The organism is Cryobacterium serini (assembly GCF_004404025.1).
GTDB classification, from domain to species: Bacteria; Actinomycetota; Actinomycetes; order Actinomycetales; family Microbacteriaceae; genus Cryobacterium; species Cryobacterium serini.
This window is the reverse complement of sequence record NZ_SOHN01000015.1, coordinates 81,620-107,020: the sequence shown is the minus strand read 5'-3', so window position 1 is coordinate 107,020 and position 25,401 is coordinate 81,620. Positions and strand designations below refer to the sequence as shown.

The following is a 25,401-nucleotide window of genomic DNA, read 5'->3' as shown; positions in this document are numbered from 1 at the left end:
ATCGATTCGCGGATCCTGCGCTTTCTGGGAGAATTGACTCAACATGACTTTACGCACCCCCATAATCGGTGAACCGGCGCCGCCGGCGCTCGAACCGCTGAGAATCGGTCCACTCACGCTCGACGTGCCCGTGGTGCTGGCGCCGATGGCCGGTATCACCAACACGGCGTTCCGTCGGCTCTGCCGCGAATACGGCGCCGGACTGTTCGTCAGCGAAATGATCACCTCCCGCGCGCTCGTCGAACGCAATACCGAGACGATGCGGCTGATTACCCACCACGAGAGCGAAACCACCCGCTCCATTCAGTTGTACGGCGTCGATCCGAAAACCGTCTCCGAGGCCGTGACCATGCTCGTCGCGGAGGATCGCGCCGACCACATCGACCTCAATTTCGGCTGCCCGGTACCCAAGGTCACGCGCAAGGGCGGGGGAGCGGCGCTGCCTTGGAAGATCGGCCTGTTCCGCCAGATCGTCGAAGCCGCCGTCACCGCGGCCGGCCCAATTCCCCTCACCGTGAAAATGCGCAAGGGCATCGACGCCGACCATCTCACCTATATCGAAGCCGGCAAGGCCGCTGCAGGAGCGGGCGTATCGTCCATCGCGTTGCACGGGCGCACAGCAGCCGAGTTCTATTCCGGCCAGGCCGACTGGTCGGCCATCGAAAAGCTCAAGAATGCCATCAGCGACGTGCCGGTGCTCGGTAACGGCGATATTTGGTCGGCCGACGACGCCCTGCGCATGGTTCGTGAGACCGGATGCGATGGTGTCGTTGTCGGGCGCGGGTGCCTGGGCCGTCCGTGGCTGTTCGGTGACCTCGCTGCGGCGTTCCGCGGCCAGGAACTCAAAGCTGAACCCGGCCTCGGCCAGGTCATCAACGCCTTCCGCCGCCATGCGGAACTGCTCACCGAATACTTCGACAGCGAAGACCGCGCCTGCCGCGACATTCGCAAACACGTTGCCTGGTACTTCAAGGGTTACCCGGTGGGCGGCGACCTGCGAGCCAGCCTTGCCATGGTGCAATCCCTCGCGCAGCTCGACGACCTGCTCGGCACCCTCGACGCCTCATTGCCCTACCCGGGCGCCGATGTCGAGGGACCGCGTGGTCGCGCGGGAACACCGAAGAAGCCTTCATTGCCCGAGCACTGGCTCGAGTCGCAGGATCTCGTCGGTGCGCAACGACTGAATCTGACCGAAGGCGAAGGGGACACCAGCGGTGGCTAACAAAACCGGATACAGCGAGACCGACGAGGCGCGTTGGCTTCCCGAAGAGCATTATTCGCGGCGCAGCGACTTCGCCCGCGACCGGGCACGCCTGCTGCACTCGAGCGCGCTACGCCGCCTCGCGGCCAAGACGCAGGTGCTCAGTCCTACGGCGGGGCTCGACTTCGCTCGAAATCGGCTCACCCACTCGCTCGAGGTCGCTCAGGTCGGGCGAGAGATCGCATCGCGCCTCAACGTCGACCCCGACATCGTCGATACGGCCTGCTTGGCACACGACATCGGGCATCCGCCCTTTGGGCACAACGGCGAGAAGGCACTCAGCCTGTGGTCCGAAGACATCGGCGGTTTCGAAGGCAATGCCCAGACCCTGCGCCTGCTCACCAGGCTGGAGCCCAAGGTGTTCGGGCCCGATGGTCACAGCTATGGCCTGAACCTCACCCGGGCCAGCCTCGACGCGAGCTGCAAATATCCCTGGCCCGAGGGCTCGTCGGTTTTCGACCCGAGTGGGCGCGCCAAATTCGGGTTTTACCAGGATGACATCGCCGCGTTCGAGTGGCTGCGTGACGGAGCGCCCGACCGCCAGCTCTGCATCGAAGCGCAGGTGATGGATCTCTCCGACGACATCGCCTACAGCGTGCACGACTTTGAAGACGCAATCGTCAACGGCTACGTCGACGTCGCCGCCCTGAGCAGCCGCACCAACCACGACGAACTCCTCGCCACCATGTCGGAGTGGATCGGCGACGCAACCAGCGCCGACGACCTCGCCACGGCCTTCAATCGCCTCGACTCTTTGGATGGCTGGATGGGCTCCTGGACCGCCGGGCGCCGTGACCAGGGTCGCCTCAAGAACCTCACGAGCCAACTCATCGGCCGCTTCAGTGGAGCAGCCGTGCACGCCACCAAGGAGGCGCACCCGGGCGCAAATATGCTGCGCTTCGGGGCCAACGTGATCGTGCCCCGCGAGATCCAGGCCGAAATTGCTGTACTCAAAGGCATCGTGGCGGCCTTCGTGATGACCCGTAACACCCGCAAGCCCATCTACGTGCAGCAGCGTCAGGTGCTCACCCTGCTGGCTGACACCCTGCACCAGTCTGGCGACGAACATCTCGACCCTGGTTTTCGCGAAGACTGGCAGGCTGCCGCCGATGATGCCGCCCGTAAGCGTGTCATCGTCGATCAGGTCGCCAGCCTCACCGACCAGTCAGCCCTGGCCTGGTACGAGCGCCTCGTGCAGGGCTAGCGAGCCCCTCCACTTTCCGGGCCCGGGCCCGGAAGCTGGGCCCACGATAGATCATGGGCCCGGTTTCCGAACATGGGCCCAGGGGCCGCGCGACGAAGCCCGCCGCCCCGGGACGATAGAATTTAGGCATGGCTGGACTGATTCGACAAAGTGACATCGAAGAGGTCAAGGCCCGCACCAATATCGCCGACATCGTCGGTGATTACGTCACCCTGAAGTCCGCCGGTGTCGGCTCGATGAAGGGTCTCTGCCCGTTCCACGACGAACGCAGCCCGAGCTTTCACGTGCGTCCCCAGGTCGGTTTCTACCACTGCTTCGGCTGTGGTGAGAGCGGTGACGTCTACTCCTTTCTGCAGAAAATGGACCACGTCAGCTTCAGTGAGGCCGTCGAACGCCTGGCCGGCCGGGTTGGCCTCGACCTGCACTACGAAGACGGTTCCGGCGCAGCACCCGACCACGGTAATCGTGCGCGGCTGCTCGCTGCTAATCAGGCAGCATCCGATTTCTTCATCGATCAGCTCGGCAGCGCGGGCGCTGAGGTCGGCCGCGCGTTCCTCGGTCAGCGCGGATTCGACGCCAACGCCGCCACTCGATTCGGGGTGGGGTTCGCCCCGAAAAGTTGGGACGAACTGACCAATCACCTGCGTGGTCGCGGCTTTACCACCGAAGAACTGACTCTGTCCGGCTTGGTCTCCAGTGGCGACCGCGGCATCTACGACCGCTTCCGTGGTCGCCTGGTCTGGCCCATTCGCGACATCACCGGGCAGACCATTGGCTTTGGCGCCCGCAAACTGCTCGACGACGACAAGGGCCCCAAGTACCTCAATACGCCCGAGTCTCCCGTTTACCACAAGGCCCAGGTGCTGTACGGCCTCGACCTGGCCAAACGCGACATCTCGCGCAGCCACCAGGTCGTGGTCGTCGAAGGCTACACCGACGTCATGGCCTGCCACCTGGCCGGAATCACCACGGCTGTCGCTACCTGCGGTACCTCATTCGGTGTCGACCACATCAAGGTGCTGCGCCGTGTGCTCGGTGATGATTCCGGTGTTGGCGAGGTCGTCTTCACATTCGACCCGGACGCCGCCGGCCAAAAGGCCGCGATGCGCGCCTTCAGCGAGGAACAGCGGTTCTCCGCTCAGACCTATGTAGCCGTCGGCCCGGAAGGACTCGACCCCTGCGACCTGCGGCTGCAACGCGGTGACGATGCCGTACGGCGGCTGGTCGACTCCAAGAAGCCCATGTTCGAGTTCATGATTCGGCAGATTCTCTCGCAGTACAATCTCGACACCGTCGAGGGCCGAACGGCAGCCCTGCGCGCAGCGGCCCCCGTGGTCGGCGATATTCGCGACCCCGTGCTGCGCCCCGGCTATACCCGCGAACTCTCCCGCATGCTGGGAGTCGACATGGGCGAAGTGGCCAGGGCGGTCACGAACGCCCAGTCCGGGGCACGCGCCGCGGCGAGCGGCGGACCGAACGCGCCGCGCCACGCCGGCACGATCGAAGTCCTGCCTGAGCGCCCGTTCTCGCTGGTCGAATTGCCCGGTGACCCGGTCACCCGGCTTGAGCGTGACGGCCTCATGGCGATGCTCCAGCGACCGACACTGATCGGGCGAGACATTCTCGACAGCGCGGTGCAGACATCCTTTGCGAATACCTCGCTCGCGGTCGTGCGCGACGCCATCGCCGCGAATCTCGCCCATTTCGAAGCAACCGACTGGCTCGATCGGGTGGTCGCCGAGGTACCTGACACCTTCAAGAACCTCGTGCAGGAACTCGCCATGGCAAATCTTCCCGAGCGTACCGAGAAAGATGTCGCCCGTTACGTACGCGACATCACGATCGTGCTCATTGACAAAGACCTGCTCAGGCTCAAGGCCGAATTGCTCGGGCGCCTCCAGCGAGCGGATGCTGCCGACACCGAAATGTACCGCACCCTCCAGAAGGAACTCGTGCGGGTCGAGGCCGAGCGCCGCGCCCTCCGCGAGGAATAACCCTGTAACCGGCATTTTTCGTATTCTCGCCAGCAACACTGGAGCAGCGAATGTCATGCTGCAACACCTGAGCCCGAGTTTGTTGCAGATCTGTAAAGAAGCTGCGGCTGATCGTTGCGATCTGCGAATTCTGTGCTACCTCTTGGCTAACAGCAATGAACAGCTGCGCTCTTTTCGAGTGCTCCTGATCATAGGACTTCTATAGGAAGAGGACGACGGATATGACATCCGCATTCACTAACGGCAAGCGCGCTCTCGTTGCCACAGCCGGCCTCGCGGTCGCAGCACTGGTACTTTCCGGGTGCGCCGCCGGCGGCGGCGACGACGCCGCATCCACGGGTGGCCCGATCACCATCGGAACCACCGACAAGGTCACCACCCTCGACCCGGCCGGCTCCTACGACAACGGCTCCTTTTCTGTGCAGACCCAGGTCTTCCCATTCCTCATGAGCAGCAAATATGGCACAGCGGATGTCGAACCCGACATCGCAGTCAGCGCCGAGTTCACCTCGCCGACGGAGTACACCGTAGTACTCAAGCCAGACCTGAAATGGGCCAACGGCAACGCCCTCACCGCCTCTGACGTCAAGTTCAGCTTCGACCGTCAGCTCGCCATCGCGTCCGATACCGGCCCGTCGTCGCTGCTCTACAACCTCGACAGCACGGCTGTCGTGGACGACACCACGGTTGTCTTCACGCTTAAAAACGGGAACGACCAGATCTTCCCGCAAATTCTGTCCAGCCCCGCTGGAGTCATCGTGGATGAAGACTCTTTCTCCGCAACCGAGGTCACGCCCGACGATGACATCGTTGCCGCTGAAGCCTTCGCGGGCCAGTACGTGCTGGCAAGTTACGACTTCAACAACCTCCTCTCCTACAAGGCGTACGAGGGCTACGAAGGCCTGCTCGGCGCGCCCAAGACGGATGTCATCAACGTGAAGTACTACACCGACGCCTCGAACCTGAAGCTCGAAGTGCAGGAAGGGATCATTGACGTCGCGTGGCGTAGCCTCTCCGCGACCGACATCGACGACCTGCGCGGCAACGACGCGGTCAAGGTCGTTGACGGCCCCGGTGGAGAAATTCGCTACATCACCTTCAACTTCAACACGCAGCCCTTCGGTACGACAACCGCTGACGCCGACCCGGCCAAGGCCCTCGCCGTTCGTGCGGCAGTTGCCGACGTTGTTGATCGCGCCGAGCTGGCCGATCAGGTCTACAAGGGCACATACACCCCGCTGTACTCCTACGTTCCCGCCGGAATGACCGGTGCAACCGAGTCGCTCAAGGGTCTCTACGGAGACGGCCAGGGCGGGCCGGACGTCGAGAAGGCCAAGGCTGACCTCGCCGCAGCCGGCGTGACCACACCGATCGCACTCAACCTGCAATACAACGCCGACCACTACGGCCCCGGCTCGAGCGACGAATACGCGCTGATCAAGGACCAGCTGGATGCCTCCGGCCTGTTCACCGTCAGCCTGCAGTCCACCGAATGGGTGCAGTACTCCAAGGACCGCGTCGCCGACGTGTATCCCGCTTACCAGCTCGGCTGGTTCCCGGACTACTCCGACGCTGACAACTACCTGGCACCGTTCTTCGCCGAGGGCAACTTCCTCAAGAACCACTTCGACGATGCCGACGTTACTGCCCTGATCCAGAAGCAGGCCGTCACCACCGACCCCGCGGAGCGTACTGCGCTCATCGAAGAAATCCAGGACAAGGTGGCGGCCCAGCTGTCAACCGTGCCGCTGCTCCAGGGCGCGCAGGTTGCCATCACCGGAACAGACATCACCGGAACCCAGGACACGCTCGACGCGTCCTTCAAATTCCGTTACGGCGCGCTGGCCAAGGGCTAGACCCGACAGCGACTAGAGTTTTCTCTAGTTTGATCACCGGGGGTGTTCAGCGACACGATCGCTGGATGCCCCCGATTCTTTGTGCAATTGTGAGGTAGTAATGACCACTGTGGCGATGCAGCCGCCTGTTCCGGCGGCCGGGCGTAGTCCCAAGAAGAAATCCGGCCAGGGCGGTGGCATAGGCCGTTACCTTCTTGTACGATTCCTGCTCATCTTCCCCACTATTTTCATCCTGGTGTCGATGGTGTTCTGGCTCATGCGCACGACGGGTGACCCGATCACCGCTGCCCTCGGCGGCAAGCTGGGTCCGGATCAGCTAGCCGTACTTATCCATGAGGCCGGCTATGACCGACCGATCTTTGTTCAGTACTTCGAGTACCTCGGGCAGGTCTTCACCGGCAACTTCGGCACGACCATCAGCACCAATCGTCCCGTGTCCGAAGTGCTGCTCACCTACGGCTCGGCCACGGCTGAACTCGTCTTCTACGCCCTCATCGTGGCCTTCATCGTCGGTATTCCGCTCGGCATGGTGGCAGCGTACTGGCGGGACAAGGCACCGGATGCCTTCCTGCGCGTCTTCGCAATCCTCTGCTACGCCACGCCGGTGTTCTTCGCCGGGCTACTGCTCAAGCTCGTTTTCGCGGTCTGGCTCAAGATTCTGCCGGTGGCTGGCCGCGCGACGGTCGGTTCGGAACTTGAGATGCAGTTTCTGCCGGATAAGACCGGCATCTATTTCATCGATGCGTTGAAGACCGGTAATCCTGCTGTGTTCGGGGATGTCCTACTGCACGCAGTACTTCCCGCGTTGGCACTCGGACTTCTCACGGCCGGCGTGTTTCTGCGCCTCGTGCGCACGAACGTCATCGGCACGCTGGGAACCGAGTACGTCACCGCTGCCCGCTCGCGCGGTGTCAACGAGTTCCGCCTGGTCAGCAAGCACGCCTACCGACCAGCGCTCATCCCTATCATCACCGTCATCGGGTTGCAGGTGGCACTGCTGCTCGGCGGTGCCGTGCTCACCGAGACCACCTTCGAGTGGAAGGGCCTCGGCTTTATGCTCATCGAATTCATCAAGGCCCGCGACTTCGTGGCGGTGCAGGGCATTGTCGCGCTGCTCGCCGTCATCGTGGCCCTCTCCAACTTCATTGTGGACATCATCGCCGCGCTCATCGACCCGAGAGTGCGGTACTAGCCATGACTGTTGAAACCACCCTTACCCATAAAGCTGCGCTCTGGACCCGACTGCCCGTCGTGCATCAAGTCCGCCAGAGCATCGGCCTGCAACGCGGAATGCTCGTGGTCGGCCTCGTCATCACCGGCATCTTCATCCTGACTGCAATCTTCGCTCCCTTCCTGGCGCCCTACGGCTACAGCCAGCTGCGCGGCGACAGTGGCACCTTCGGCGCCCAGCAGGCGCCCGGCGGGGAGCATCTGCTCGGCACCACCGTCGGCGGCTACGACGTGCTCTCCCGCGTCATTTGGGGCTCGCAGACCGCGATCACCGTGATGGTCATCGCCGTCGTCCTGTCGATTTTCGCTGGCGTGGCACTGGGACTCGTCTCCGGCTACTTCGGCGGCTGGCTTGACCGGGTGCTCGTCGTCATCTGCGATGCCGTCTACGCCTTTCCGGCGCTGCTGCTCGCGATCGTCATGGGTATCGTCATCTCCGGCGGCCGCTCCGGCCTGTGGGGCGGAATCTTCGCTGCCGCGATCTCGATCACTGTCGTTTTCATTCCGCAGTACTTTCGGGTCATTCGCGCCGAGACCGTGCGCATCAAGGCTGAGGCCTATGTGGAGTCGGCTCGGGTGCTCGGTGCCAGCAATGGACGCATCATGTTCCGCCACGTGCTGCGTAATGCGACCCGCACCCTGCCCCTCATCTTCACGCTCAACGCGTCCGAGGCACTGCTCACCCTGGCCGGGCTCGGGTTCATCGGCTTCGGCATCGAACCCTCGTCGGCAGCTGAGTGGGGCTACGACCTGAATAAGTCTCTCTCCGACGTCACGAGTGGAATCTGGTGGACCAGCCTGTTCCCGGGCCTCGCCATCGTGCTCGTGGTGCTCGGAATCACCCTCGTCGGTGAAAGCCTCAATGACCTCGCCGACCCGCGCCTGCGCAGCCGGCGCGCCCCGGGTAAGACCGCCGGTGTCGCCGCGACGAGCGTGGTCCCTGGCGGGACCCTGACGGCCGGCCCCGGCGGCATCGACGGGCTCGAGGCCAGCTCGCTGGCTCCCGGCAAACACCCGAACGACGACCCATTCGAGGCCAAATAATGAGCTCCCTGCCCGACGTCGTACGCATCGACAACCTTAATGTGACCTTTGCCACCGATAGCGGCGCGGTGAAAGCCGTCGATGGGGTCACCCTGCGCGTTGCTCCCGGTGAGGTGCTCGCCATCGTGGGGGAGAGCGGCAGCGGTAAGACCGTGACCGCCAAGACCATTTTGGGCCTGCTCCCGGAGACCGCGATCGCCCACGGCGCCGTCATCCTGAGCAGCAAAGTCGGCGCCGACTCCAACGACGTTCTCGCCGTCAGTAAGCAGAGGCTGCGCCAGCTGCGTGGAACGGATGTTTCCATGGTGTTCCAGGAGCCGTCCACGGCCCTGAACCCCGTCTTCACCGTCGGCTGGCAGATCGCCGAGGGCATTCGCGCCCACGGTGAATTCACCAAGAAGCAGGCACGCGCCAAGGCGATCGAAATTCTGGGCCGGGTCGGCATCCCCGACCCGGAAAGCCGTGTCGACTACTACCCGCACCAGTTCTCCGGCGGTCAGAAACAGCGAGTCGTCATCGCCATGGCCCTCGTGCTCGACCCAGGGCTGATCGTCGCCGATGAACCGACGACCGCCCTCGACGTAACGGTTCAGGCCGAGATTCTCGACCTGCTGCGGCGCTGCCGCGACGAGTTCGGCACTGCGATTGTGCTGATTACCCACAACATGGGCGTGGTCGCCGACCTCGCCGACCGAGTGGTCGTCATGTACGAGGGCAAGATTGTTGAAGAGGCCCCCGCCCAGGCCCTGTTCTCGAATCCGCAGCACGACTACACCAAACGACTGCTCGGCTCGGTGCCGCACGTCGGTCAGGGCACGGCGCGGGCTACCGCGCGGCTCGAGGCTCGCGAGGCCGACTGGGCAGCGGCCATGCCGGCCGTTGTCGCCGACAACCTGAAAATTCAGTACCCGGGTCGGCTCGGCAAGCCCGGCTTCACCGCCGTCGACGGCGTGAGCTTCAACATCCGTCCGGGCGAGGTACTCGGCCTGGTCGGAGAGAGCGGATCGGGCAAGACCACGATCGGCCGCGCCATGGCCGGATTGACCCGGGTGACCGGGGGATCCCTCACCGTTCTCGGTCACGAGATGCACGGATTCAAGGAACGCGCCTTCAAGAAGGTGCGCAGTGACATCGGTTTCGTCTTTCAGGACCCGGCGTCGAGCTTCAACCCGCTGCTCACGATCGCTGAATGCGTGGCCGAGCCGCTCGTCGTCCACGGGCGAGCGGCCAATCCCCGGGCTGCCCGCAAACGCGTCAATGAGCTGCTCGAGGCAGTGCAGTTGCCGCGCGCGTTTGGTGATCGGTACCCGCACGAGCTCAGCGGTGGCCAGCGTCAGCGCGCGAGCCTGGCCCGTGGACTTGCGCTGGAGCCGAGCCTGCTCATCGCGGACGAACCGACCAGCGCTCTCGACGTGTCGGTGCAGGCCAAGGTACTCGAACTCTTCGCCGAGTTGCAGAAAGAGTTCGGTTTCGCGGCGTTGTTCATCAGCCACGATCTCGCCGTCGTTGATATTCTCGCTGACCGCATTGCCGTCTTGTACAAGGGCAAGCTGGTCGAGGAGGGTACCGGCGCCGAGGTGCTCGGTGCGCCGAAGGATGCTTACACCCAGCGGCTGCTCGCCTCGCTGCCGGTTCCGGATCCGGCGGCGCAGGCTTTGCGGAGGGATGAACTCCGCATTCTGCGTGCGGCAGGATAGACCTTATGAGGCATGGCGCGGCATCCGTTTTCCCGATCCAAACGAGCGATCTGACCATTGAATACCCGCCGCACGGGGCGAGCCCGGCCTTTGTCGCGGTGCACGGCTTTACCCTGCGCATCGCGCCGGGCGAGGTGGTGGGGCTGCTCGGCGAGAGCGGTTCGGGCAAGAGCACGCTGGCCCGGGTGCTTTCCGGTGATGCCTTCGCCAGTGATACCGCCGGTATCCGACCGCAAATCACCGGGGGAGAGGCGACCGTGCTGGGGTTTGGTCTGCGCCGCATCAGCAAGCGCAAGCTGGGGCGGCTCACTTTCGGGGTCGGACTGCTGGCTCAGGACGCCGCAGACACCCTGCCGTCGACCATGACGGTAGCTGAAATCGTGGCCGAGCCGGTGCTCGAACGGGATCGGCGCTACAACCGTCGCGCGCTTGGTGCCCGGGTGGCCACCATGATCGACGCGGTGCGCCTGCCATTGGCCGTTCTCGGCCAATATCCGTATCAGCTCTCCAGCGGTCAGCGGCAGCGAGTGGCGCTGGCCCGGGCGCTCGTTTTCGGCCCGGCGCTGTTGATCGCTGACGAGCCCACAGCGGGCGTTGATGTACTGGTGCGTGATGCCGTGATCGACCTGATCAGCGAGTTGCAGCAGGAACGGTCCTTCTCCGCCTTGGTGATCAGCCATGACCTGGCCGTGCTGCAGCGCGTCACCAGTCGTATCGGGGTCATGCACCAGGGCGTACTGGTGGGTCTTGGCACCATCGACGACGTCTTTCGAGACCCCTGGCACCCCTACGTCCGAGGACTTGCCGCAGCCTTGCAGCCTCCCGCAGACACTGCCCTGGTCGATGATGTGGCCAGCGTGCAGATTGGCGATATCAGCGATGAAACAGGGCCCGGGGCGGTGAAGTGATCCGAGTCGCGACCGGTCGCATCCGCTGTGAAGCGTGATCGGTCGCGACCGGTCCGACACGCCCGACCGGCTTTTGGCGCGCCAGACTGCTCAATTGTTGCCGACGGCCCACGCTTTGAGGCCTTCACAGGCTTTTCGATGGTCAAAATGCACAGTCAGAGTCGATCGGCAGTCGTCGTGGTTTTGGCACAACAAAAAACCTTGGTAAAGTAACAACGCTGTTCCAGTATTCCTCGATAGCTCAATTGGCAGAGCAGCGCACTGTTAATGCGCAGGTTCTTGGTTCGAGTCCAAGTCGGGGAGCGAAAGGCCACTCAGGGCTCCACCCCGGGTGGCCTTTTTTGTCGGCACGTTTTGATTCGACAGAAGATTCTCTCCTAATTCACAAAGTGCGCCATGGTTTCGGCACAAGAGACGGCGGTCAGCAGTGGATTTCTCGCAACTTCTGGTACCGGCACTCGGCGTACTCTCCGGAGCGCTGCTCGTGTTATGGACCATCTCATTGCTGCGCTCACGTCGGGTCATCTTCGATCGCAATGCCGCTGAACGTGTGCGTATCGAACTGGAACTCTCCCTCGCCGAGCAACAGGGACGCCTGGCCATCATTCGGGAATTGCAGGATGGCGCAGTGCTCACCATCGCCCGGCTCGTCACGCGGGCCGAGGGCGCCCGCTACACGGCCGAGAGCGATCCCTCGACGGCCGTGCGTGCCGCCACAGCGCTCGTTGATGATGGCCGGGTGGCCCTCGCTGACATGCGCCGCGTGCTGACGATCGTGCGCGAAGGCGAAACCGTTGGGGCCTTGCAGCCAGGCCCGCAGTCAACGCGCGACCTGTTTCGCGTCATGCGCGACGCCGGGCTCGTGGTCAGCTTCATCGAATTGGGCGAACGATTCGCGCTCAAGGCGGGTGCCGAGCTGGCCATCTTCCGAATTCTGCAGAGCGCCCTGTCAAACGCGCTCAAGCACGGCGGCGTCGGTACCGAAGCGCGCGTATCGTTCACCTGGACCAGGGACGGCCTGCAGCTGCTCGTCGACGATGACGGTATCCGCGCGGCAGCCCGTCGGGACGGAAAGGAAGCCGGCGAACAGGCCGCACGCACCCCGTACACGATCGAGGACGACCTCAAGGCCCTCAGCGAGAGCATCGCCGGCCCCGGCATCACTCAGATGCGGGAGCGCGCGCAGCTCTTCGGCGGTGTCTTCAACGCCGGAACGGTACCCGGGCTGGGCTTCTCGGTGTCGGCAGTATTCCCGTCCCTGCGCTTTCACAACGGCGTGCACGGCGTAGACCTCAGTCGGTGACTTCGGCATCGCCCGCAGTGCCAGCAACCCATCCCGACGACGAGGCAGTTCAGCAACGCCTGGCCATTCGTGAAGGTGTTGCCGTTGGGCTCGCCACCGCCGCCTACGGTGTGTCGTTCGGGGCGCTGTCGGTCGCAGCGGGTTTAGATATCTGGCAAACCAGCTTCATCAGCATCGTCATGTTCTCCGGAGGCTCCCAATTCGCCCTCGTCGGCGTGCTCGCCGCTGGCGGGGTAGCTGCAGGCCCGGCGGCCATCGCCAGCGCGGCGCTGCTCGGCGTGCGCAACGGCATCTACGGCATGCGCACCGCTCCGATCATCGGCCCAGGCGCCTGGAAGCGCCTGGCTGCGAGCTGGATCACCATTGACGAATCCACCGCGGTCGCCCTCGCCCAACCGACCCCACGCAGCCGACGCGTCGGATTCTGGGTTACCGGCCTGGCCGTCTTCATTGGCTGGAACATCACCACGTTAGTCGGAGCGGTAATCGGTGATGCTGTCGGCGATACCCGGGCGTATGGGCTCGATGCTGCCGCGGCAGCGGCCTTTGTAGGTCTACTCTGGCCTCGCCTCAAGCGGATGCAGGCGGTCGCGGTGGCCGTCGCAGCTGCGGTCGTCGCCGCGGCGCTGACCCCCATACTCATGCCGGGACTGCCCGTGCTGGTTGCAGCCCTCGTCGCGGTGGTAGTCGGCCTGTTCAACTGGCTGGGCGGTTCGACCGATACGAGTGCGGCATCCGCTCGATCGGGGCTGCGGCCATGACCGTCTGGCAGATCATCATTTTGGCCTCGATCGCCGTGCTCGCGCTCAAGCTGGCCGGCTATCTGGTGCCGCCAGTCCTGCTGCAGAGACCGACACCCTCCCGCATCGCCGACCTTTTGACGGTGGCTTTGCTGGCGGCGCTCATTGCCGTGCAAACACTGGGCAGCGGGCAGGCACTCACCGTGGACGCGCGGATCCCGGCCGTTATCGTGGCAGCCGGGTTATTTGCGATCAAAACACCGTTCATTGTCGTGGTGCTGGTTGCGGCGCTGGTTGCCGCTGGCCTGCGCGCGCTCACCTAGACTCGCGCTCGGCTGTCAACCCTCGAGGTTGTCGACGCCGGGGGTCCAGCTCAGGCCGGGCACGCCCCAACTTTTCTTACGTTCGACTTTGGCGGCCACCTTCGCGTAGACGTGCTCGAGGCGATCAACATACAGGGTGCCGTCGAGGTGGTCGAACTCGTGCTGAAAGATACGGGCGAGCCAGCCGTCCGCTCGAATCTCAAATGGATGTTGTTCGGTGTCGACGGCGCGCAAAATGGCCGACTCTGCTCGCTTTAGCGGAAACCGCTCACCCGGAAATGACAGGCATCCTTCGTCTTCGTCGACATCTTCGTCGTCCACGGGCTCGGCTGACACCGGTGTGATCCAAAGTTCCGGGTTGATCGCGACACCACGCCACGCCACGTCATCGTCGTCCTGGTAGCTGTAGGTGAAGATGCGCAGCCCGACTCCCACCTGCGTGGCGGCGAGACCGACTCCCGGCGCAGCATCCATCGTCTCGAACATGTCTCGCACTAACTCGCGCAAATCATCGTCGAAATCGACGACGGGAGCGGCGGGGGAGTGGAGAACGGGGTCACCTGAAATTACTATCGCGCGTACGGCCATTTCTCCAGAATATCGTCAAGCTTGTCGATAGGGTCGTCAAGTGACCTCTGACCTAACCGATCTGGCAACTGAAATTGCCATTGATCCGCGGCAGGCCATCGGAATTCCGCTGGCCTTGGTCGGCGCCGTCTTTCTCTCCCTCGGTGCTCAATTTCAGCATCGCGGCGTGAACAAGGTCGAGGCGCTCACCGGAGCGGTCACCGGCGGGCTCAGTGTGCGCCAGCTGACCCGGCTGCTGGCCCGGCCGTCCTGGGTATTTGGCTCGCTTATGCTCGGCTTGGCCGTTGTGTTCCAACTGACCAGCCTTGCCTTCGCGCCCATCATTGTCGTGCAGCCGCTCGGGGCCGTCGCCCTCGTCATCACCGCCGTTTTGAACGCCCGAGTCAGTAGGGTCAAGCTCAATCGTGCGAGCGTTATCGCCATCTCCATGTGTGTGGGCGGGGTAGGCCTGTTCGTGACCGTGGCCGCGTTCACCGCCGTTGACAAGCCGGTCACCGATCAAAATCTGGTGACAATTCTCATCGTTCTCGCGGTCGTGCTGCTGGCCTTTGCGCTTGCCTTCGGGTTTCTGCGCCGCCGGTCGCAGGCAATTTTCTACATTCTCGGTGCCGGTGTGCTCTACGGATTCGTGGCGACGTTGGCCAAGGTCATCATCAATCGCACCCAGAACGGAAACTTCGAGTGGCTCACTCTGACGTGTGTGCTCGGTCTACTCCTCGCCGCCGTGCTGGGGGCATACTTCGTGCAGAACGCCTACGCCTCTGGACCACCGGATCTCGTGATTGCCGGGCTCACCGTGGTTGACCCGCTCGTCGCTGTGGGCATTGGAATCGTCGTGCTGGGCGAAGCCAGCCAGGCACCGCCGGCAGCGGCGATCGCGTTCGTTGTGGCCGGGGCGATCGCCATTTGGGGCGTTTTCCTGCTCGCGCGCTACCATCCCCAACTCGACCGCTGACTCGCGAAGAATTTTGGACCGCCACGGTGCGGGACACCGCGTTGTGGGCACGGTTTAGAATAGGGTTCGAGTGCAACGCGTCATTTCCAGCATGCGCTCCCAAGATTTCCTGCCGGATGATGATCCCCGGCCCAACAACGTAGGGACTACTCCACTTGTCAGATTCGACCGACTCGCTGAGCAGCCCAACCCCGGGCAATGCGCCCGAGCGCGACGGGGGTGCGCCGGGCCAAAAGCCGCGGATTCGTGTTCTCATCGCCGCCGACACATTTGCACCCGATGTGAACGGTGCTGCTCGCTTCGCCGAGCGACTGGCCGCAGGCCTGGTGGCACGCGGCCACGAGGTCCAGATCATGGCCCCGGCGCCGACGCGCAAGCACGGCAGTGGCACCGAAATGCACGAGGGACAGCCGATGGTCGTGCATCGCCTACACAGCTGGCGCTGGTACCCGCACGACTGGTTACGCTTCGCCCTGCCCTGGCTGGTTCGCGGTGAAAGCCGGCGCATTCTCGACTCTTTTCATCCCGACGTCGTGCACTTTCAATCCCACATCAACGTTGGCCGCGGCGTATCGATCGAGGCGGCCAAGCGCAACATTCGTCTGGTCGGCACGAACCACTTTATGCCTGAGAACATGGTGAAGTTTTCCCTCGTGCCGGTCGGCCTACAGGATCGCGTCATTAAAGCGGCCTGGCGCGCTGCCCGGCGCACGTTCGGCCGTGCCGCAGCCGTCACGACTCCGACCAGACGTGCCGCCCAGTTTCTGGAGAAATACACCGGTCTCACCGGTGTCCACGCGATCTCCTGCGGAATCGACGCTGACAACTACGCACCGAACTTCGAGCCGCGCACAGAGAACCGCATCCTCTTCGTCGGTCGAGTCACCGGAGAGAAGCAGATCGACGTGCTCCTGCGGGCGGCAGCGCTGCTGTCGCCCGACCTCGACGCACGGATCGAGATAGTCGGCGGGGGCGACCAGAAACGCAACCTGGAGCACCTTGCCGACAGCCTCGGCATCCGCTCGCATGTCACGTTCACCGGTTATGTGACGGATGACGAGCTGCGCGCGGCCTACTCACGGGCTACGGTTTTCGCCATGCCGTCCATTGCCGAACTGCAGAGCATCGCTACGATGGAGGCCATGGCGTCGGGATTGCCGATTGTGGCCGCCGATGCCATGGCACTTCCGCACCTCGTGCATGACCAGGCCAACGGGTACCTGTTCAAGCCGAGCGACGCGCAGGATCTGGCGGACAAACTGACCGTGGTGCTGACGGCTACCCCCGAACGCCTGGAGGCACTTAAGCGGGAGTCACTCAAGCTCATCGCCGCCCACGACATCAAGCGCACTCTAAATACGTTCGAATGCCTGTATCGTGGGGAGCCGGTGAGCGATCTGGTCACCAACGGGGCCTCCTCGCAGACGCCGGAATAGTCACGTAATTGTGGGTGCGACCGTTCGGTCGTTCCCTTTTGGGGCGGTAGCTCAGCTGGTTAGAGCAGCGGACTCATAATCCGTCGGTCCCGGGTTCAAGTCCCGGCCGCCCTACTGTAAATTTGATCTGATCAGGGTTTCTTGTCTGTACCGAAAGGGCAAGACTTGACTCACCCATTGTTTATCCATTGTTTATTCAAAAATTTCCGACCTTCTGCTGTTCCCATAGAGAAGATGCACGACCCGGTTCGAGTCATCTGGGATGACCTCGATCACCTTTGGGTCATGGACACTGAAAAACTCTTCGGGCTGGGTCTTGAGCCCGTTCTAACGACAAGCGAGCTCGCCGAGTACCTCGGCGTTCAGCCGCAGGCGATCTATGACATGCGAACCGACGGTCGAGGCCCCTCCGGCATCCGAGTGGGCCGGGAGATCCGCTACCGCGTCTCAGATATACGCCAGTGGCTCGACGGTTTGCATGAGCCCGACGCGGCTTTGGATCGCCAAGGGGCTGAGCGCTGATGTCGGGGCGACCGCGCCTGCCCATTAGTACGTTTGGCTCGATCACGACGGTCAAGCTCGGCCCCAAACGGTTCCGCGCCACGACCGTATTCCGAGACTGGGACGGACAGTCCAGACAAGTCGGCGCGACGCGGGATAGCCGAAACGCGGCGCAGGCGGCCCTCAAGATCGAACTCGCCGCGCGCATGCGCGTCGGTGGCGTCGGGGAGTCCTTGACGGCCAGCTCGCCGTTTCCGCTGCTCGCGGCGGCATGGATGGAGGACGTGATGCTCGATGTTGACCGTGTCCAGGGCACGAAGGACACGTATCAACGCGCGTTGCGTGTGCTCGTCTTGCCCTACTTCGAGAACTTCACGATTCGCGAGGTGACCGTCGGTCGTATCGAGCTCTTCCTCAGGGAGCAGCGAGTGCAGTCCTATACGCGGGCAAAGCACTCTCGAACGATTCTCGGGATGATCCTGGCGTTCGCAACGCGGCGGGAGATCATTCCGCGAAATCCGATGAAGGAGACCTCGCGCATGAAGAGCCCTCCGCACACGCCAAAGGCGCTCACGACCGACCAGATTGCCGCCATCCGGCTCGCTGCCCGAGAATGGCGCACGGAAGAGGGCCGGATGGGGCCACGGTCGGACGGCCAGGTGCGCGACATCATCGAGGTGATGCTGGGCACCGCCACGAGAATCGGTGAAGTGCTCGCCATTAGGCAGTGTGACGTCGACCTGGAAGCCGACCCGCCGCGGGTGCACATCAGCGGCACGCTCGTCGTGCACAACAAAGCCGGCGTGCACCGTCAGGAGCATCCCAAGACCCACGAGTCGAACCGGGTCATTGGCATGCCGCCTTTTGCGGCCGAGGTTATCCGCCAGCGTCTGGCGTTGCTCGATCCGGAGGATGCGGAGCACCTGATCTTCTACTCGAGGGTGGGCACCCCGCTCGCGCCATACAACGTTAGGCGCACGTTCCGGGAGATACTCCGCAATGCGGGGCTCGAGGGTCTGAACATCACGCCGCATTCCTTTCGCCGCACCGGGGCGACGCTCCTCGCGAATGAGCTTGGAATGCAGGCGGCGGCGGACATGCTCGGGCACACGTCTACGTCAACGACCAAGGCGCACTACGCGGAACCGGACCGCAGGGTGAAGGCGGAGCCGGCGGAGGTGATGCAACGGTTGGCGCCGCCACCTTAGGAGTTTCAGAAGGGAACGTCTTGCGGGACGCCTAGCCGGGAATGCCTTGGCGTCCCGCTGCGGCCAAGGAGCGCGTGCGCGCATTTCCGATGGCGATGAGGAGTCCGCCAACGGATGCAACGGCGGCACAGACGAGGAATGTGATGGTGGTGGTCCAGCCAGGGCCGGCTATCACAAAGCCTTGACCGTCTGCACGCTGCCAGTTACAGGCTCGCCCTAACGGCCACCAGGAGAAAGATCCGTGCACCCGCACGGCTTCCGACGTGACCGCGAAAGGGGCGGACACCCGCCGTGGTCCTTCCACGAGGCACTTGTAATCGAGTCCGCCGTACGTGGCGGACAACCAAGCCAAGGCGACTACGCAGAGAGCAGCGATAACACCGACCACGATCAGAGAAATGCCGATAGACCGCGTCAGTGCCATCCTGCTTTTCATCCTGCGCCGACTCTATTGCAATTCCGGCCCGCCTTCGCCTTGTCGTGGATCTGCAAGGGGAACCCCAAGCGGGACGACCGGAGGTCCGTCAACGCTTGCCAGCATCTACGCCGTTCTCGGTGGTAAACGCCGCAATTGCCCGACGATATCGCCTCGAGTTGACGAGCCCGCCGATGATCATCCCTCCCGCGATACCGAAGAACACGACCGCTCGCGTCGGCTCCGTTCCCACGACCAATTGGGCGAGTGCAAGCAACGCCCCAACCCCGCCGAGCAGCGTCCACACGATGGCGGACGTGCGGATACGCTCTATGGCCATTCTCTGCTGAATCAGCGAGGACATGGCTTGGACTGTACACCGGCTACTTACGAGGTGCGTCGCGAGCCCGGTCTTCAACGTGCGGGTCCGCCTCGAGATCTGTGATCACTTAGATTTCGAGGCGGAGTCGCGCAAAAGCTTGAGGGTCCACAGCGCTGTCCCACCATTTATCACCCCGAGCAGAATATAGACGACCGCCCAGGTGCTACCAGCGACGATGAGGAGGACGCTCAGGGCAATCAAGAGTGGCGACAGAACGCACTGAACGATGGCCCCGATGCGCTGTCTCCGTCGACGTCGGGACGCGCTGGCGGGCACTCCCGGTGGCCACGCTTTGTCGGCCCAGGTCTTCCGCAGCGTCCATACCGCAGCGATGGAAAAGAGGATGGTGGCGCCGACCAGAACCAAGGCGCCAAGAATACTCGTCGCCGAGTTGGCGATTAGGAAACCCGCGGCAGCTGCGATCACGGCGGCGGCAGGCATTCCGAACCAACCGGCAACCTTGGGCGACATGGGCTCAGAGTATCCAGTATCAGATTGAACCGGTAGCGACACCTCCAGTGAGCCTCCCCGCCGAGTCTTTTGGGGAACCCTCAATGATACGACGATGCCCTATTCGTCAATCAGAGGCTCATCACCCTGCACCTTGGCGATCAAAGAATCTCGATCTCGCGCTCTCGACCCACCCCATAGACCGAAACCAATGACACATAAACCGAACGCTGCGTACCGCATTACCCGCACAATTCCCTGTGGCCACGTGAGGAAGAGCTCGACGATTGAAAAAACGAGTACCAGGAGCGCAAGGCCCCGCACGAGCTTGGCTGTCCGCCAGAGCGCTTGGCTGCTTGCGTGCAATCGCGCGAACCGTTGCGAGGAGGTCTCCACGTCACTGACGATACTCGCGTTGAAGCGTCGTTCCCCGAAAGAAGAACCGTCACTGACGGTCGCGTAAGCCGCGGCCACCAGCGATTGCCAGGGGGACCGCTGCGGCGAAAGAAACCACTCCGAGAATGCGAACGACAAGCTCTTCTGCAAACAGGATGAGAGCGCAGCCCAAAAGCCATAGCACGACCGCCAGCGCAAGAAGGAGAATGCATCGTTGGGCTTTACTCACAAGGTTGACACTAACGATTCCTCGCGAGTTACGGCTTATGATCCAGAAACTGCCCGTAAGCCGGACCCTCACCGGGACGAGGAATACGGCAATAGCTCTTGTCGCACCGTCTCGGGCCCGCTTCGTGGCGGTGTAGCTGCTCGGCCGCCCGATTCGGACTGGAGACTAGGCCTGCCGTAAGCTCGGCTTGCGGCTACTACGAGGGGCGGAGCGGCTTGTGATCTTGGGTATCATCATCGCCTGCGAGATCGGGTTCTGGGTCGTCATCGTGCTGGGCCTGATCGCCCGCTACATCCTCAAAGCCAAGCGCCTCGGCCTTGTGCTGATCGCTCTGGCCCCGGTCATCGACCTGGTGCTGTTGACCACGACCGCGGTGCACCTGCGCTCCGGCGCTGACGCGGAATGGGCGCACGGCCTGGCCGCGGTTTATATTGGCTTCTCGATCGCCTACGGCCCGGGGATGGTCCGCTGGGCCGACATCCGCTTCTCTCACCGGTTCGCCGACGGCCCCGCACCAACACGTCTCTCCGGAACCGATTACACCGTGGCCTGCTGGAAGGACGTCGCGCGCACCCTGCTCGCAGCGGCAATCTCCGCTCTCGTCCTGTTCGGCCTGATCTGGTTGGTAGGCAACGCCACGCAGACGGCCGCCTTGGAGCACTGGTACCCAATCCTGATAACGATCTGCGGCATCGAAGCGATCTGGGCTGTGTCATACACAATATGGCCCCGTGCCCTCAAGCAGAACACCGCAACCGCATAACAACAACGCAGTCCCGCCCCGCAAGGGGAACCCCCTACGGGGCGTGGGCCTACGCCTGTATGTCGAGCTGCGTAGTGAGGCGGCTTCTTAGCGTCCATCGGTTTGGATTCATGGATCTCCCTGAGTCCGGGCGGTTGCACGCGGGAGAGGCATCTCGATCTCCGTCGACCGCTTTCGCTCATTGCCAGGCGAGTGTGAACCACGCGATCGCGCCGATGTACCCAACGAAAGTAATGAGCGCTAATCGGGTTGGCGTGCTGAATGGGTTGTGTCTGCTGAACCCGAAGAATGAGTTCGCGTTCAGGAAGTGCAGGAACAGACCCCCGCCGAGCACACCGACATACGCCGTCGGTTGAGCGGTTAGGAGGACGACGATGGCGAAGAAGATGTACTCGGTGGCGAAGGCTGTTTTCGGGTACTGCCAGAGTCCGAATCCGAGCTTGCGGTCGTTGCCGCCGAAGCCAAGGATAGGCAGGTCGTGCATGTGCACTACGAGATCGAGGATCCAGTGTGAGATGGCGGCGACCCAGAACAGCAGCCCCAGCAGAATGCTGTCGTAGAGAAGAGCGACGATCGCGGCGGGCACGAGCGTGAACAGGTTGCCGAGCACCAGCGAGTGGGAGAACGGGTAGGAGTCGAATCGGATAGAACGTTGCAGTGGGTCGCTCCGGCCCACCGTGACGCGTTCGCGGCCCATGAGGACGAGGACGGGCCAGACCAGGTCCGGCCAGGCGACACCGATAGCAATCGGGGTCACCGGCGAGGCCGGCACGAGCGTAACCAACACGGCAGCAGCTGCGTAGTGACCGATATACATGAGATTCCGTTGCGGGTGCGGAAACTGGTCAGTAGTCTGCAGCGGCCCGCGAGGGGAGCGAAAGGGGATATTTCGCATCCAACCGTGGGTCGATGACGATTCGGAAGAGAAAACCGAAGAGTAACCGGACTCCAGCCCAGTAGGCGGGAATGATGAACCATCCCAGCCACGAAAACGTACCGGTGAGCTGCAGAACGATCGTCGCGAAGGTGACCAGGACGCCCACGCCTTGGAACAGATAAATGAACGCGTGCGTGATGGAATCACGGCGGGCTTGCTGCGCGCTCTTGCGAGCATCTAGCTTTTCCACCGCCTCACCGAAGTCGATACTCTCCACGCTCACAAACAGATCTCTGACAGCTACTTCCAGCGCATCCGCAATGAGAGCGATCGTATCCAGACTGGCATCGTTACCCGCTTCCACCCGTTGGATCGTTCGCCCCGCGACCCCGCTCTCCGCCGCTAGCCGCTCTTGAGTCCATCCGCGGGCCCGACGAAGTTCACCGATGTGTGTCTTGTTCATGCTCTCAACCTAGGAGACAACCCGGCCACCTTGCCACGACACCACCACGACACCACCACGACAATAAAACGACAGCGTCAGACATGGTGAAACGACCAAGTTCGAGGCACCCCATATTCGTGTCCGTAAGCCGGACCCCACTGCGACGATTATTGACCCGTTCACGGCGTAGCGGGATGGTTTCGCCATGGATGGATTACTAATTGGATACGCACGCGTTTCCACAGAGGAACAAGACCTCACCGCCCAACAAAACGCCCTGGAACGACTGGGCGTTAGATCGTCACTGATCTACACCGATCATGGTCTGACCGGAACGAACCGGGCCCGGCCAGGGCTTCGCGAAGCCCTGGCCGCCTGTCGCGCCGGAGACACCCTCGTCGTAGCGAAACTCGACAGGCTCGCACGATCACTCAGAGATGCCAAAGACATCATTGACGAGCTGACGGCTAAAGACGTCAAGCTGAGTATCGGCGGAGCGGTCCCTGATCCGAACGACCCGGTCGGACGCCTCCTTTTCAACGTCCTGGCGATGGTCGCCGAGTTCGAGTCGGATCTAATTCGCGCCCGAACGCGAGAAGGAATGCAGGTGGCTAAGGCGAAGGGGCGTCTCCGCGGCAAGCAGCCAAAACTGTCCTCAGCACAGCAGAAACATCTGATCGACGTGCACAACGCCGGCCTCCATTGCAGCGCGGAATTGGCAGAGCTTTTCAACGTCGCGCGGTCGACCGTTTATCGAACGATTCAACGTCAGTTCGAATCGGGCCGTTGAAAGGGGCCTCAAACGAATTCCCGTTGCCGGATCGGTCGGTCCGGCAACGGGAACCCTCAGCGGGACGTTGCCCGAAGCGCCATCGGCTTCCGGTCAGCCGGAAGCGGCGAGGTGCCAGCCCGCGGTGTCGCACTGCCTGTCATCGTTGTTGCCGGCGGCCAACACTGACCCATCGGCGCGAAGTCCGAGCGTGTGCGTAGAACCGGCCGCAACCGCCACAACTTCACGCCAAGATGCAACATCGCACTGGCCGCGACTGTTGTCGCCGGCAGCGAGAACTCGGCCCCCTGCGACAATGGCGACCGTGTGACAACTGCCCGCTGCCACGGCTACGGCATCGCGCCACACGGCGATGTCCTCGACGCCGGACGTTCGGTCTCCCGTCGCGACCACATGCCCGTCTCTGGTTAGGGCGACGGTATGCAGATATCCCGCCGCCACCGCCTGCAGATCGTGCCATCCGGTCACCTCGCATTGGCCCCTGCGGTTGTTTCCCACAGCTACGGCCGTGCCGTCTGCCCGAAGCCCAATGGAGTGCCAGTCGCCCGCTGCGACGGCGACCAGCTCGTTCCACTCATCAACATCGCACGCCCCTTCGCTCTGTCGACCAGCCGCGCGCGCTGTCCCGTCTGCGAGGAGCGCGAGTGTGCGTCGCCAACCGGCGGCGATACCTACGACGTTCGTCCAGCTGTCGACGTCGCACTGTCCGTTGTTGTTCCAGCCGGTCGCTACGACGGTGCCGTTTTCAAGCAGCCCCACCGTGTGGGATCGCCCGGTGTTGGACGCCGTGTGCACGTTGCCGACTGCGACTGCGACGATGCCGCTCCACCGCTCGACGCGACGCTCTTCCGCCTTCGGGATGCCCGCGGTCAGCACCGACCCATCCGCGGTCAGGCCAACGGAGTGACGCCGCCCTGCGGCGATGCGAGCGCGGAAGGATTGCTTAGTCATCTATAGATCGTCCCAAGAGTTCCGACGAAGGACATCAGTCCTTCGTCGGTTGTGCTCCTCAGGAGTGCGGACATATGGAGTGGCGAATCGCTAACGATCGTTATCGATGTGATCAAAGCGCCCGCAAGCCGAACGCCGGGATACAGCGGAGTGGGCGCGCTGGGGAAGGTCTCGCCGTGTAGCCCCGCAGTGGGCCGTTGCGGTTCTTTGGGCGGCTGCGACCCGGTTAGTCGTCCTCGGGTGACTCGGCGAACGCCGTCTTGGTGGAGGAGTACCAGTCCATTGATTGTCTTGGGTGCTTCCAACGATCTTTCATTTCCTTATGTGCTTGCTCGTGGGTGGTGTCTCCGGCCTTGACGGCGACTTTGAGATGGCGGTCTTGGGCCTTGATAACTTCATCAGCCGTTTTGCCGAGCAACGGTTCTTCGCAAGGGCCGCCCAGCTGGCGGCAGGTCATTGTTTTCATTGATTCGAATCCTGACTGTGAACGCGTCGCCCCGTTTGAGGTTTGCTACCTGTATGACGGTGGAGCGCCAGCAGGTGTGACCGCTAAGGGGTTCGATTGTTGCAGGCCGCCGGTCAGCTCCGCTGCACTCCTGCATCACGGCGGATGAGGTGCTCCAAAATGGCCGGGTCGGCGCGGAAATCGATCCGATCGACAACCCCGTCGACGACCGTGAAATCGAACGCGACCCGCGGCGAGCCACGATGAAACCATGCCGCGCCCGGGCGGCCGTCGATGAACACGGGCAACGCGGCTTTGGCCGCGCCGTTGAACATCGCTGCGACTGCGCTCCGTCCTTCTATCCGGGTTGGCGTTCCCGCCGAGATCGCCGCTTCATCACCGGCGACCACCACCCCCGGCGCCAGCAGCGCCAAGAGCTGCTCAAAATCGCCCTGCCGGGCGGCGGCGAGGAACGCATCCACAACTTCCCAGTCAGCTCGGCGGCGCTGTACGCCCTCCGGGCGGACCTTGCTGCGCGCTCTCGAAGCAAGCTTGCGTGCAGCGGCGGGAGTGGTTCCGAGCATCGCGGCGATCGTGGGGAAATCAAAGCTGAAGCTGTCGTGGAGCACGAACGCTACCCGCTCGCTTGGTGTGAGGCGGTCCAAGACCACCTGGAGCGCAATCCCAACCGTGTCGGCCAGGGCAAGTGTGTCGGCTGGATCTTCAGTCAGCGAAGGGAACGCTAGATCGTCGACGAGGACCGGTTTCGGGGCGCGCAGCCTGTCCAAACAGAGCCGCGTGGTCACCGTGGTCAGCCAGCCGGGCAGGTTGTCAATGACAGCCTCAGTGGACTGAAGGCGCAGCCAGGTTTGCTGGACGATATCTTCGGCCTCTGCGTCGTCCCGCAGGATTCGCCCGGCAATACGCAACAACCGGGGGCGCTCCCGCTCGAAAGCTGCAGTCTCGTCCATGAGGGTCACGCTTTCCGTCGAGGTCTCATACTATGAGTA

At 63.1% G+C, this 25,401-nt stretch carries 26 protein-coding genes and 2 tRNA genes; 19 read left to right on the top strand and 9 right to left on the bottom strand.

The genetic code is table 11. The features are described 5' to 3' along the window. The first annotated feature begins 43 nt into the window (after positions 1-43). The 12 genes from dusB to E3T51_RS11830 all read left to right on the top strand — a co-directional run bounded on the left by dusB (position 44) and on the right by E3T51_RS11830 (position 13,560). The gene (gene dusB, locus E3T51_RS11885; protein WP_134530018.1) at positions 44-1,222 is read left to right on the top strand and encodes a tRNA dihydrouridine synthase DusB; all 1,179 of its coding nucleotides are present in this window, start codon (positions 44-46) and stop codon (positions 1,220-1,222) included. After that, the gene (locus E3T51_RS11880) at positions 1,215-2,465 is read left to right on the top strand and encodes a deoxyguanosinetriphosphate triphosphohydrolase (RefSeq protein ID WP_104190677.1); all 1,251 of its coding nucleotides are present in this window, start codon (positions 1,215-1,217) and stop codon (positions 2,463-2,465) included. The genes dusB and E3T51_RS11880 overlap by 8 nt, the downstream gene beginning before the upstream one ends. Positions 2,466-2,593: 128 nt before the next feature. After that, positions 2,594-4,459 carry a DNA primase gene (gene dnaG / locus E3T51_RS11875; RefSeq protein ID WP_134530017.1) on the top strand — a complete coding sequence of 622 codons (1,866 nt, stop codon included), beginning with the start codon at positions 2,594-2,596 and terminating at the stop codon, positions 4,457-4,459. Between the two features lie 221 nt (positions 4,460-4,680). Beyond that, positions 4,681-6,315: an ABC transporter substrate-binding protein gene (locus tag E3T51_RS11870; RefSeq protein WP_134530016.1), complete on the top strand. Its 1,635-nt coding sequence runs from the start codon at positions 4,681-4,683 to the stop codon at positions 6,313-6,315. Positions 6,316-6,415: 100 nt separating this feature from the next. After that, positions 6,416-7,507 (top strand): ABC transporter permease, encoded by a 1,092-nt coding sequence (locus E3T51_RS11865; protein ID WP_134530015.1) that lies wholly within the window; start codon positions 6,416-6,418, stop codon positions 7,505-7,507. Positions 7,508-7,509: 2 nt separating this feature from the next. Beyond that, a complete protein-coding gene (locus tag E3T51_RS11860) occupies positions 7,510-8,589 on the top strand; it encodes an ABC transporter permease (RefSeq protein WP_134530014.1) in 1,080 nt (359 codons plus the stop codon). Continuing rightward, the gene (locus tag E3T51_RS11855; RefSeq protein ID WP_241989299.1) at positions 8,589-10,286 is read left to right on the top strand and encodes an ABC transporter ATP-binding protein; all 1,698 of its coding nucleotides are present in this window, start codon (positions 8,589-8,591) and stop codon (positions 10,284-10,286) included. The genes E3T51_RS11860 and E3T51_RS11855 overlap by 1 nt, the downstream gene beginning before the upstream one ends. 5 nt (positions 10,287-10,291) lie before the next feature. After that, positions 10,292-11,194, top strand: a complete 903-nt coding sequence (locus tag E3T51_RS11850) for an ATP-binding cassette domain-containing protein (RefSeq protein WP_134530013.1) — start codon at positions 10,292-10,294, stop codon at positions 11,192-11,194. A 230-nt stretch (positions 11,195-11,424) separates the two neighbouring features. Further along, a tRNA-Asn gene (locus tag E3T51_RS11845) sits at positions 11,425-11,497 on the top strand. Between the two features lie 124 nt (positions 11,498-11,621). Further along, a complete protein-coding gene (locus tag E3T51_RS11840; protein ID WP_134530012.1) occupies positions 11,622-12,497 on the top strand; it encodes a sensor histidine kinase in 876 nt (291 codons plus the stop codon). Further along, positions 12,494-13,258: an AzlC family ABC transporter permease gene (locus tag E3T51_RS11835; RefSeq protein ID WP_420898432.1), complete on the top strand. Its 765-nt coding sequence runs from the start codon at positions 12,494-12,496 to the stop codon at positions 13,256-13,258. The genes E3T51_RS11840 and E3T51_RS11835 overlap by 4 nt, the downstream gene beginning before the upstream one ends. After that, a complete protein-coding gene (locus tag E3T51_RS11830) occupies positions 13,255-13,560 on the top strand; it encodes an AzlD domain-containing protein (RefSeq protein WP_134530011.1) in 306 nt (101 codons plus the stop codon). Before E3T51_RS11835 ends, E3T51_RS11830 begins: the two co-directional genes overlap by 4 nt. Before the next feature lie 15 nt (positions 13,561-13,575). Here the strand turns inward: E3T51_RS11830 and def are convergent, their stop codons facing one another. Continuing rightward, positions 13,576-14,148 (bottom strand): peptide deformylase, encoded by a 573-nt coding sequence (def, locus tag E3T51_RS11825; protein WP_134530010.1) that lies wholly within the window; start codon positions 14,146-14,148, stop codon positions 13,576-13,578. Between the two features lie 40 nt (positions 14,149-14,188). On the opposite strand from def, the gene E3T51_RS11820 reads away from it, so the two are divergent. From E3T51_RS11820 to E3T51_RS11800, 5 genes are all read left to right on the top strand, one after another. Further along, the gene (locus tag E3T51_RS11820) at positions 14,189-15,103 is read left to right on the top strand and encodes a DMT family transporter (RefSeq protein WP_134530009.1); all 915 of its coding nucleotides are present in this window, start codon (positions 14,189-14,191) and stop codon (positions 15,101-15,103) included. Between the two features lie 155 nt (positions 15,104-15,258). After that, entirely contained in the window at positions 15,259-16,539 is a 1,281-nt protein-coding gene (locus E3T51_RS11815; protein ID WP_420898431.1) for a glycosyltransferase, read from the top strand. 40 nt (positions 16,540-16,579) lie between these two features. Beyond that, a tRNA-Ile gene (locus tag E3T51_RS11810) sits at positions 16,580-16,653 on the top strand. 171 nt (positions 16,654-16,824) lie between these two features. Further along, positions 16,825-17,061: a helix-turn-helix transcriptional regulator gene (locus E3T51_RS11805; protein ID WP_134530008.1), complete on the top strand. Its 237-nt coding sequence runs from the start codon at positions 16,825-16,827 to the stop codon at positions 17,059-17,061. Continuing rightward, the gene (locus E3T51_RS11800; protein ID WP_134530007.1) at positions 17,061-18,248 is read left to right on the top strand and encodes a tyrosine-type recombinase/integrase; all 1,188 of its coding nucleotides are present in this window, start codon (positions 17,061-17,063) and stop codon (positions 18,246-18,248) included. The genes E3T51_RS11805 and E3T51_RS11800 overlap by 1 nt, the downstream gene beginning before the upstream one ends. A 31-nt stretch (positions 18,249-18,279) precedes the next feature. Here E3T51_RS11800 and E3T51_RS11795 read toward each other — a convergent pair whose 3' ends face one another. The 3 genes from E3T51_RS11795 to E3T51_RS11785 form a co-directional block, all read right to left on the bottom strand. Next, complete coding sequence (locus E3T51_RS11795; protein WP_134526500.1) at positions 18,280-18,672, bottom strand: hypothetical protein; 393 nt, start codon at positions 18,670-18,672, stop codon at positions 18,280-18,282. Positions 18,673-18,772: 100 nt separating this feature from the next. Next, the gene (locus E3T51_RS11790) at positions 18,773-19,027 is read right to left on the bottom strand and encodes a hypothetical protein (RefSeq protein WP_134530006.1); all 255 of its coding nucleotides are present in this window, start codon (positions 19,025-19,027) and stop codon (positions 18,773-18,775) included. A gap of 81 nt (positions 19,028-19,108) precedes the next feature. Then, positions 19,109-19,516: a hypothetical protein gene (locus tag E3T51_RS11785; protein ID WP_134530005.1), complete on the bottom strand. Its 408-nt coding sequence runs from the start codon at positions 19,514-19,516 to the stop codon at positions 19,109-19,111. Between the two features lie 821 nt (positions 19,517-20,337). Between E3T51_RS11785 and E3T51_RS11780 the strand changes: the two genes are divergently transcribed. Then, positions 20,338-20,883 carry a hypothetical protein gene (locus E3T51_RS11780; protein ID WP_134530004.1) on the top strand — a complete coding sequence of 182 codons (546 nt, stop codon included), beginning with the start codon at positions 20,338-20,340 and terminating at the stop codon, positions 20,881-20,883. Positions 20,884-21,061: 178 nt separating this feature from the next. On the opposite strand, the gene E3T51_RS11775 is transcribed toward E3T51_RS11780, so the two are convergent. Together E3T51_RS11775 and E3T51_RS11770 are read right to left on the bottom strand one after the other, a co-directional pair. Then, on the bottom strand, positions 21,062-21,700 hold the full coding sequence (locus tag E3T51_RS11775) for a hypothetical protein (protein WP_134530003.1): 639 nt from the start codon (positions 21,698-21,700) through the stop codon (positions 21,062-21,064). Positions 21,701-21,728: 28 nt separating this feature from the next. After that, positions 21,729-22,223 carry a helix-turn-helix domain-containing protein gene (locus tag E3T51_RS11770; protein ID WP_134530002.1) on the bottom strand — a complete coding sequence of 165 codons (495 nt, stop codon included), beginning with the start codon at positions 22,221-22,223 and terminating at the stop codon, positions 21,729-21,731. A 187-nt stretch (positions 22,224-22,410) separates the two neighbouring features. Here E3T51_RS11770 and E3T51_RS11765 point away from each other — a divergent pair, with 187 nt between their 5' ends. Continuing rightward, on the top strand, positions 22,411-22,995 hold the full coding sequence (locus tag E3T51_RS11765; protein ID WP_134530001.1) for a recombinase family protein: 585 nt from the start codon (positions 22,411-22,413) through the stop codon (positions 22,993-22,995). Positions 22,996-23,088: 93 nt separating this feature from the next. On the opposite strand, the gene E3T51_RS11760 is transcribed toward E3T51_RS11765, so the two are convergent. The 3 genes from E3T51_RS11760 to E3T51_RS11750 all read right to left on the bottom strand — a co-directional run bounded on the left by E3T51_RS11760 (position 23,089) and on the right by E3T51_RS11750 (position 25,362). Next, positions 23,089-23,946, bottom strand: coding sequence for an RCC1 domain-containing protein (locus E3T51_RS11760; protein ID WP_134398697.1), 858 nt, complete (start codon positions 23,944-23,946; stop codon positions 23,089-23,091). A 226-nt stretch (positions 23,947-24,172) separates the two neighbouring features. Continuing rightward, positions 24,173-24,412, bottom strand: a complete 240-nt coding sequence (locus E3T51_RS11755) for a hypothetical protein (protein ID WP_134530000.1) — start codon at positions 24,410-24,412, stop codon at positions 24,173-24,175. 113 nt (positions 24,413-24,525) lie between these two features. After that, complete coding sequence (locus tag E3T51_RS11750; RefSeq protein WP_134529999.1) at positions 24,526-25,362, bottom strand: sigma-70 family RNA polymerase sigma factor; 837 nt, start codon at positions 25,360-25,362, stop codon at positions 24,526-24,528. Between the last annotated feature and the right edge of the window lie 39 nt (positions 25,363-25,401).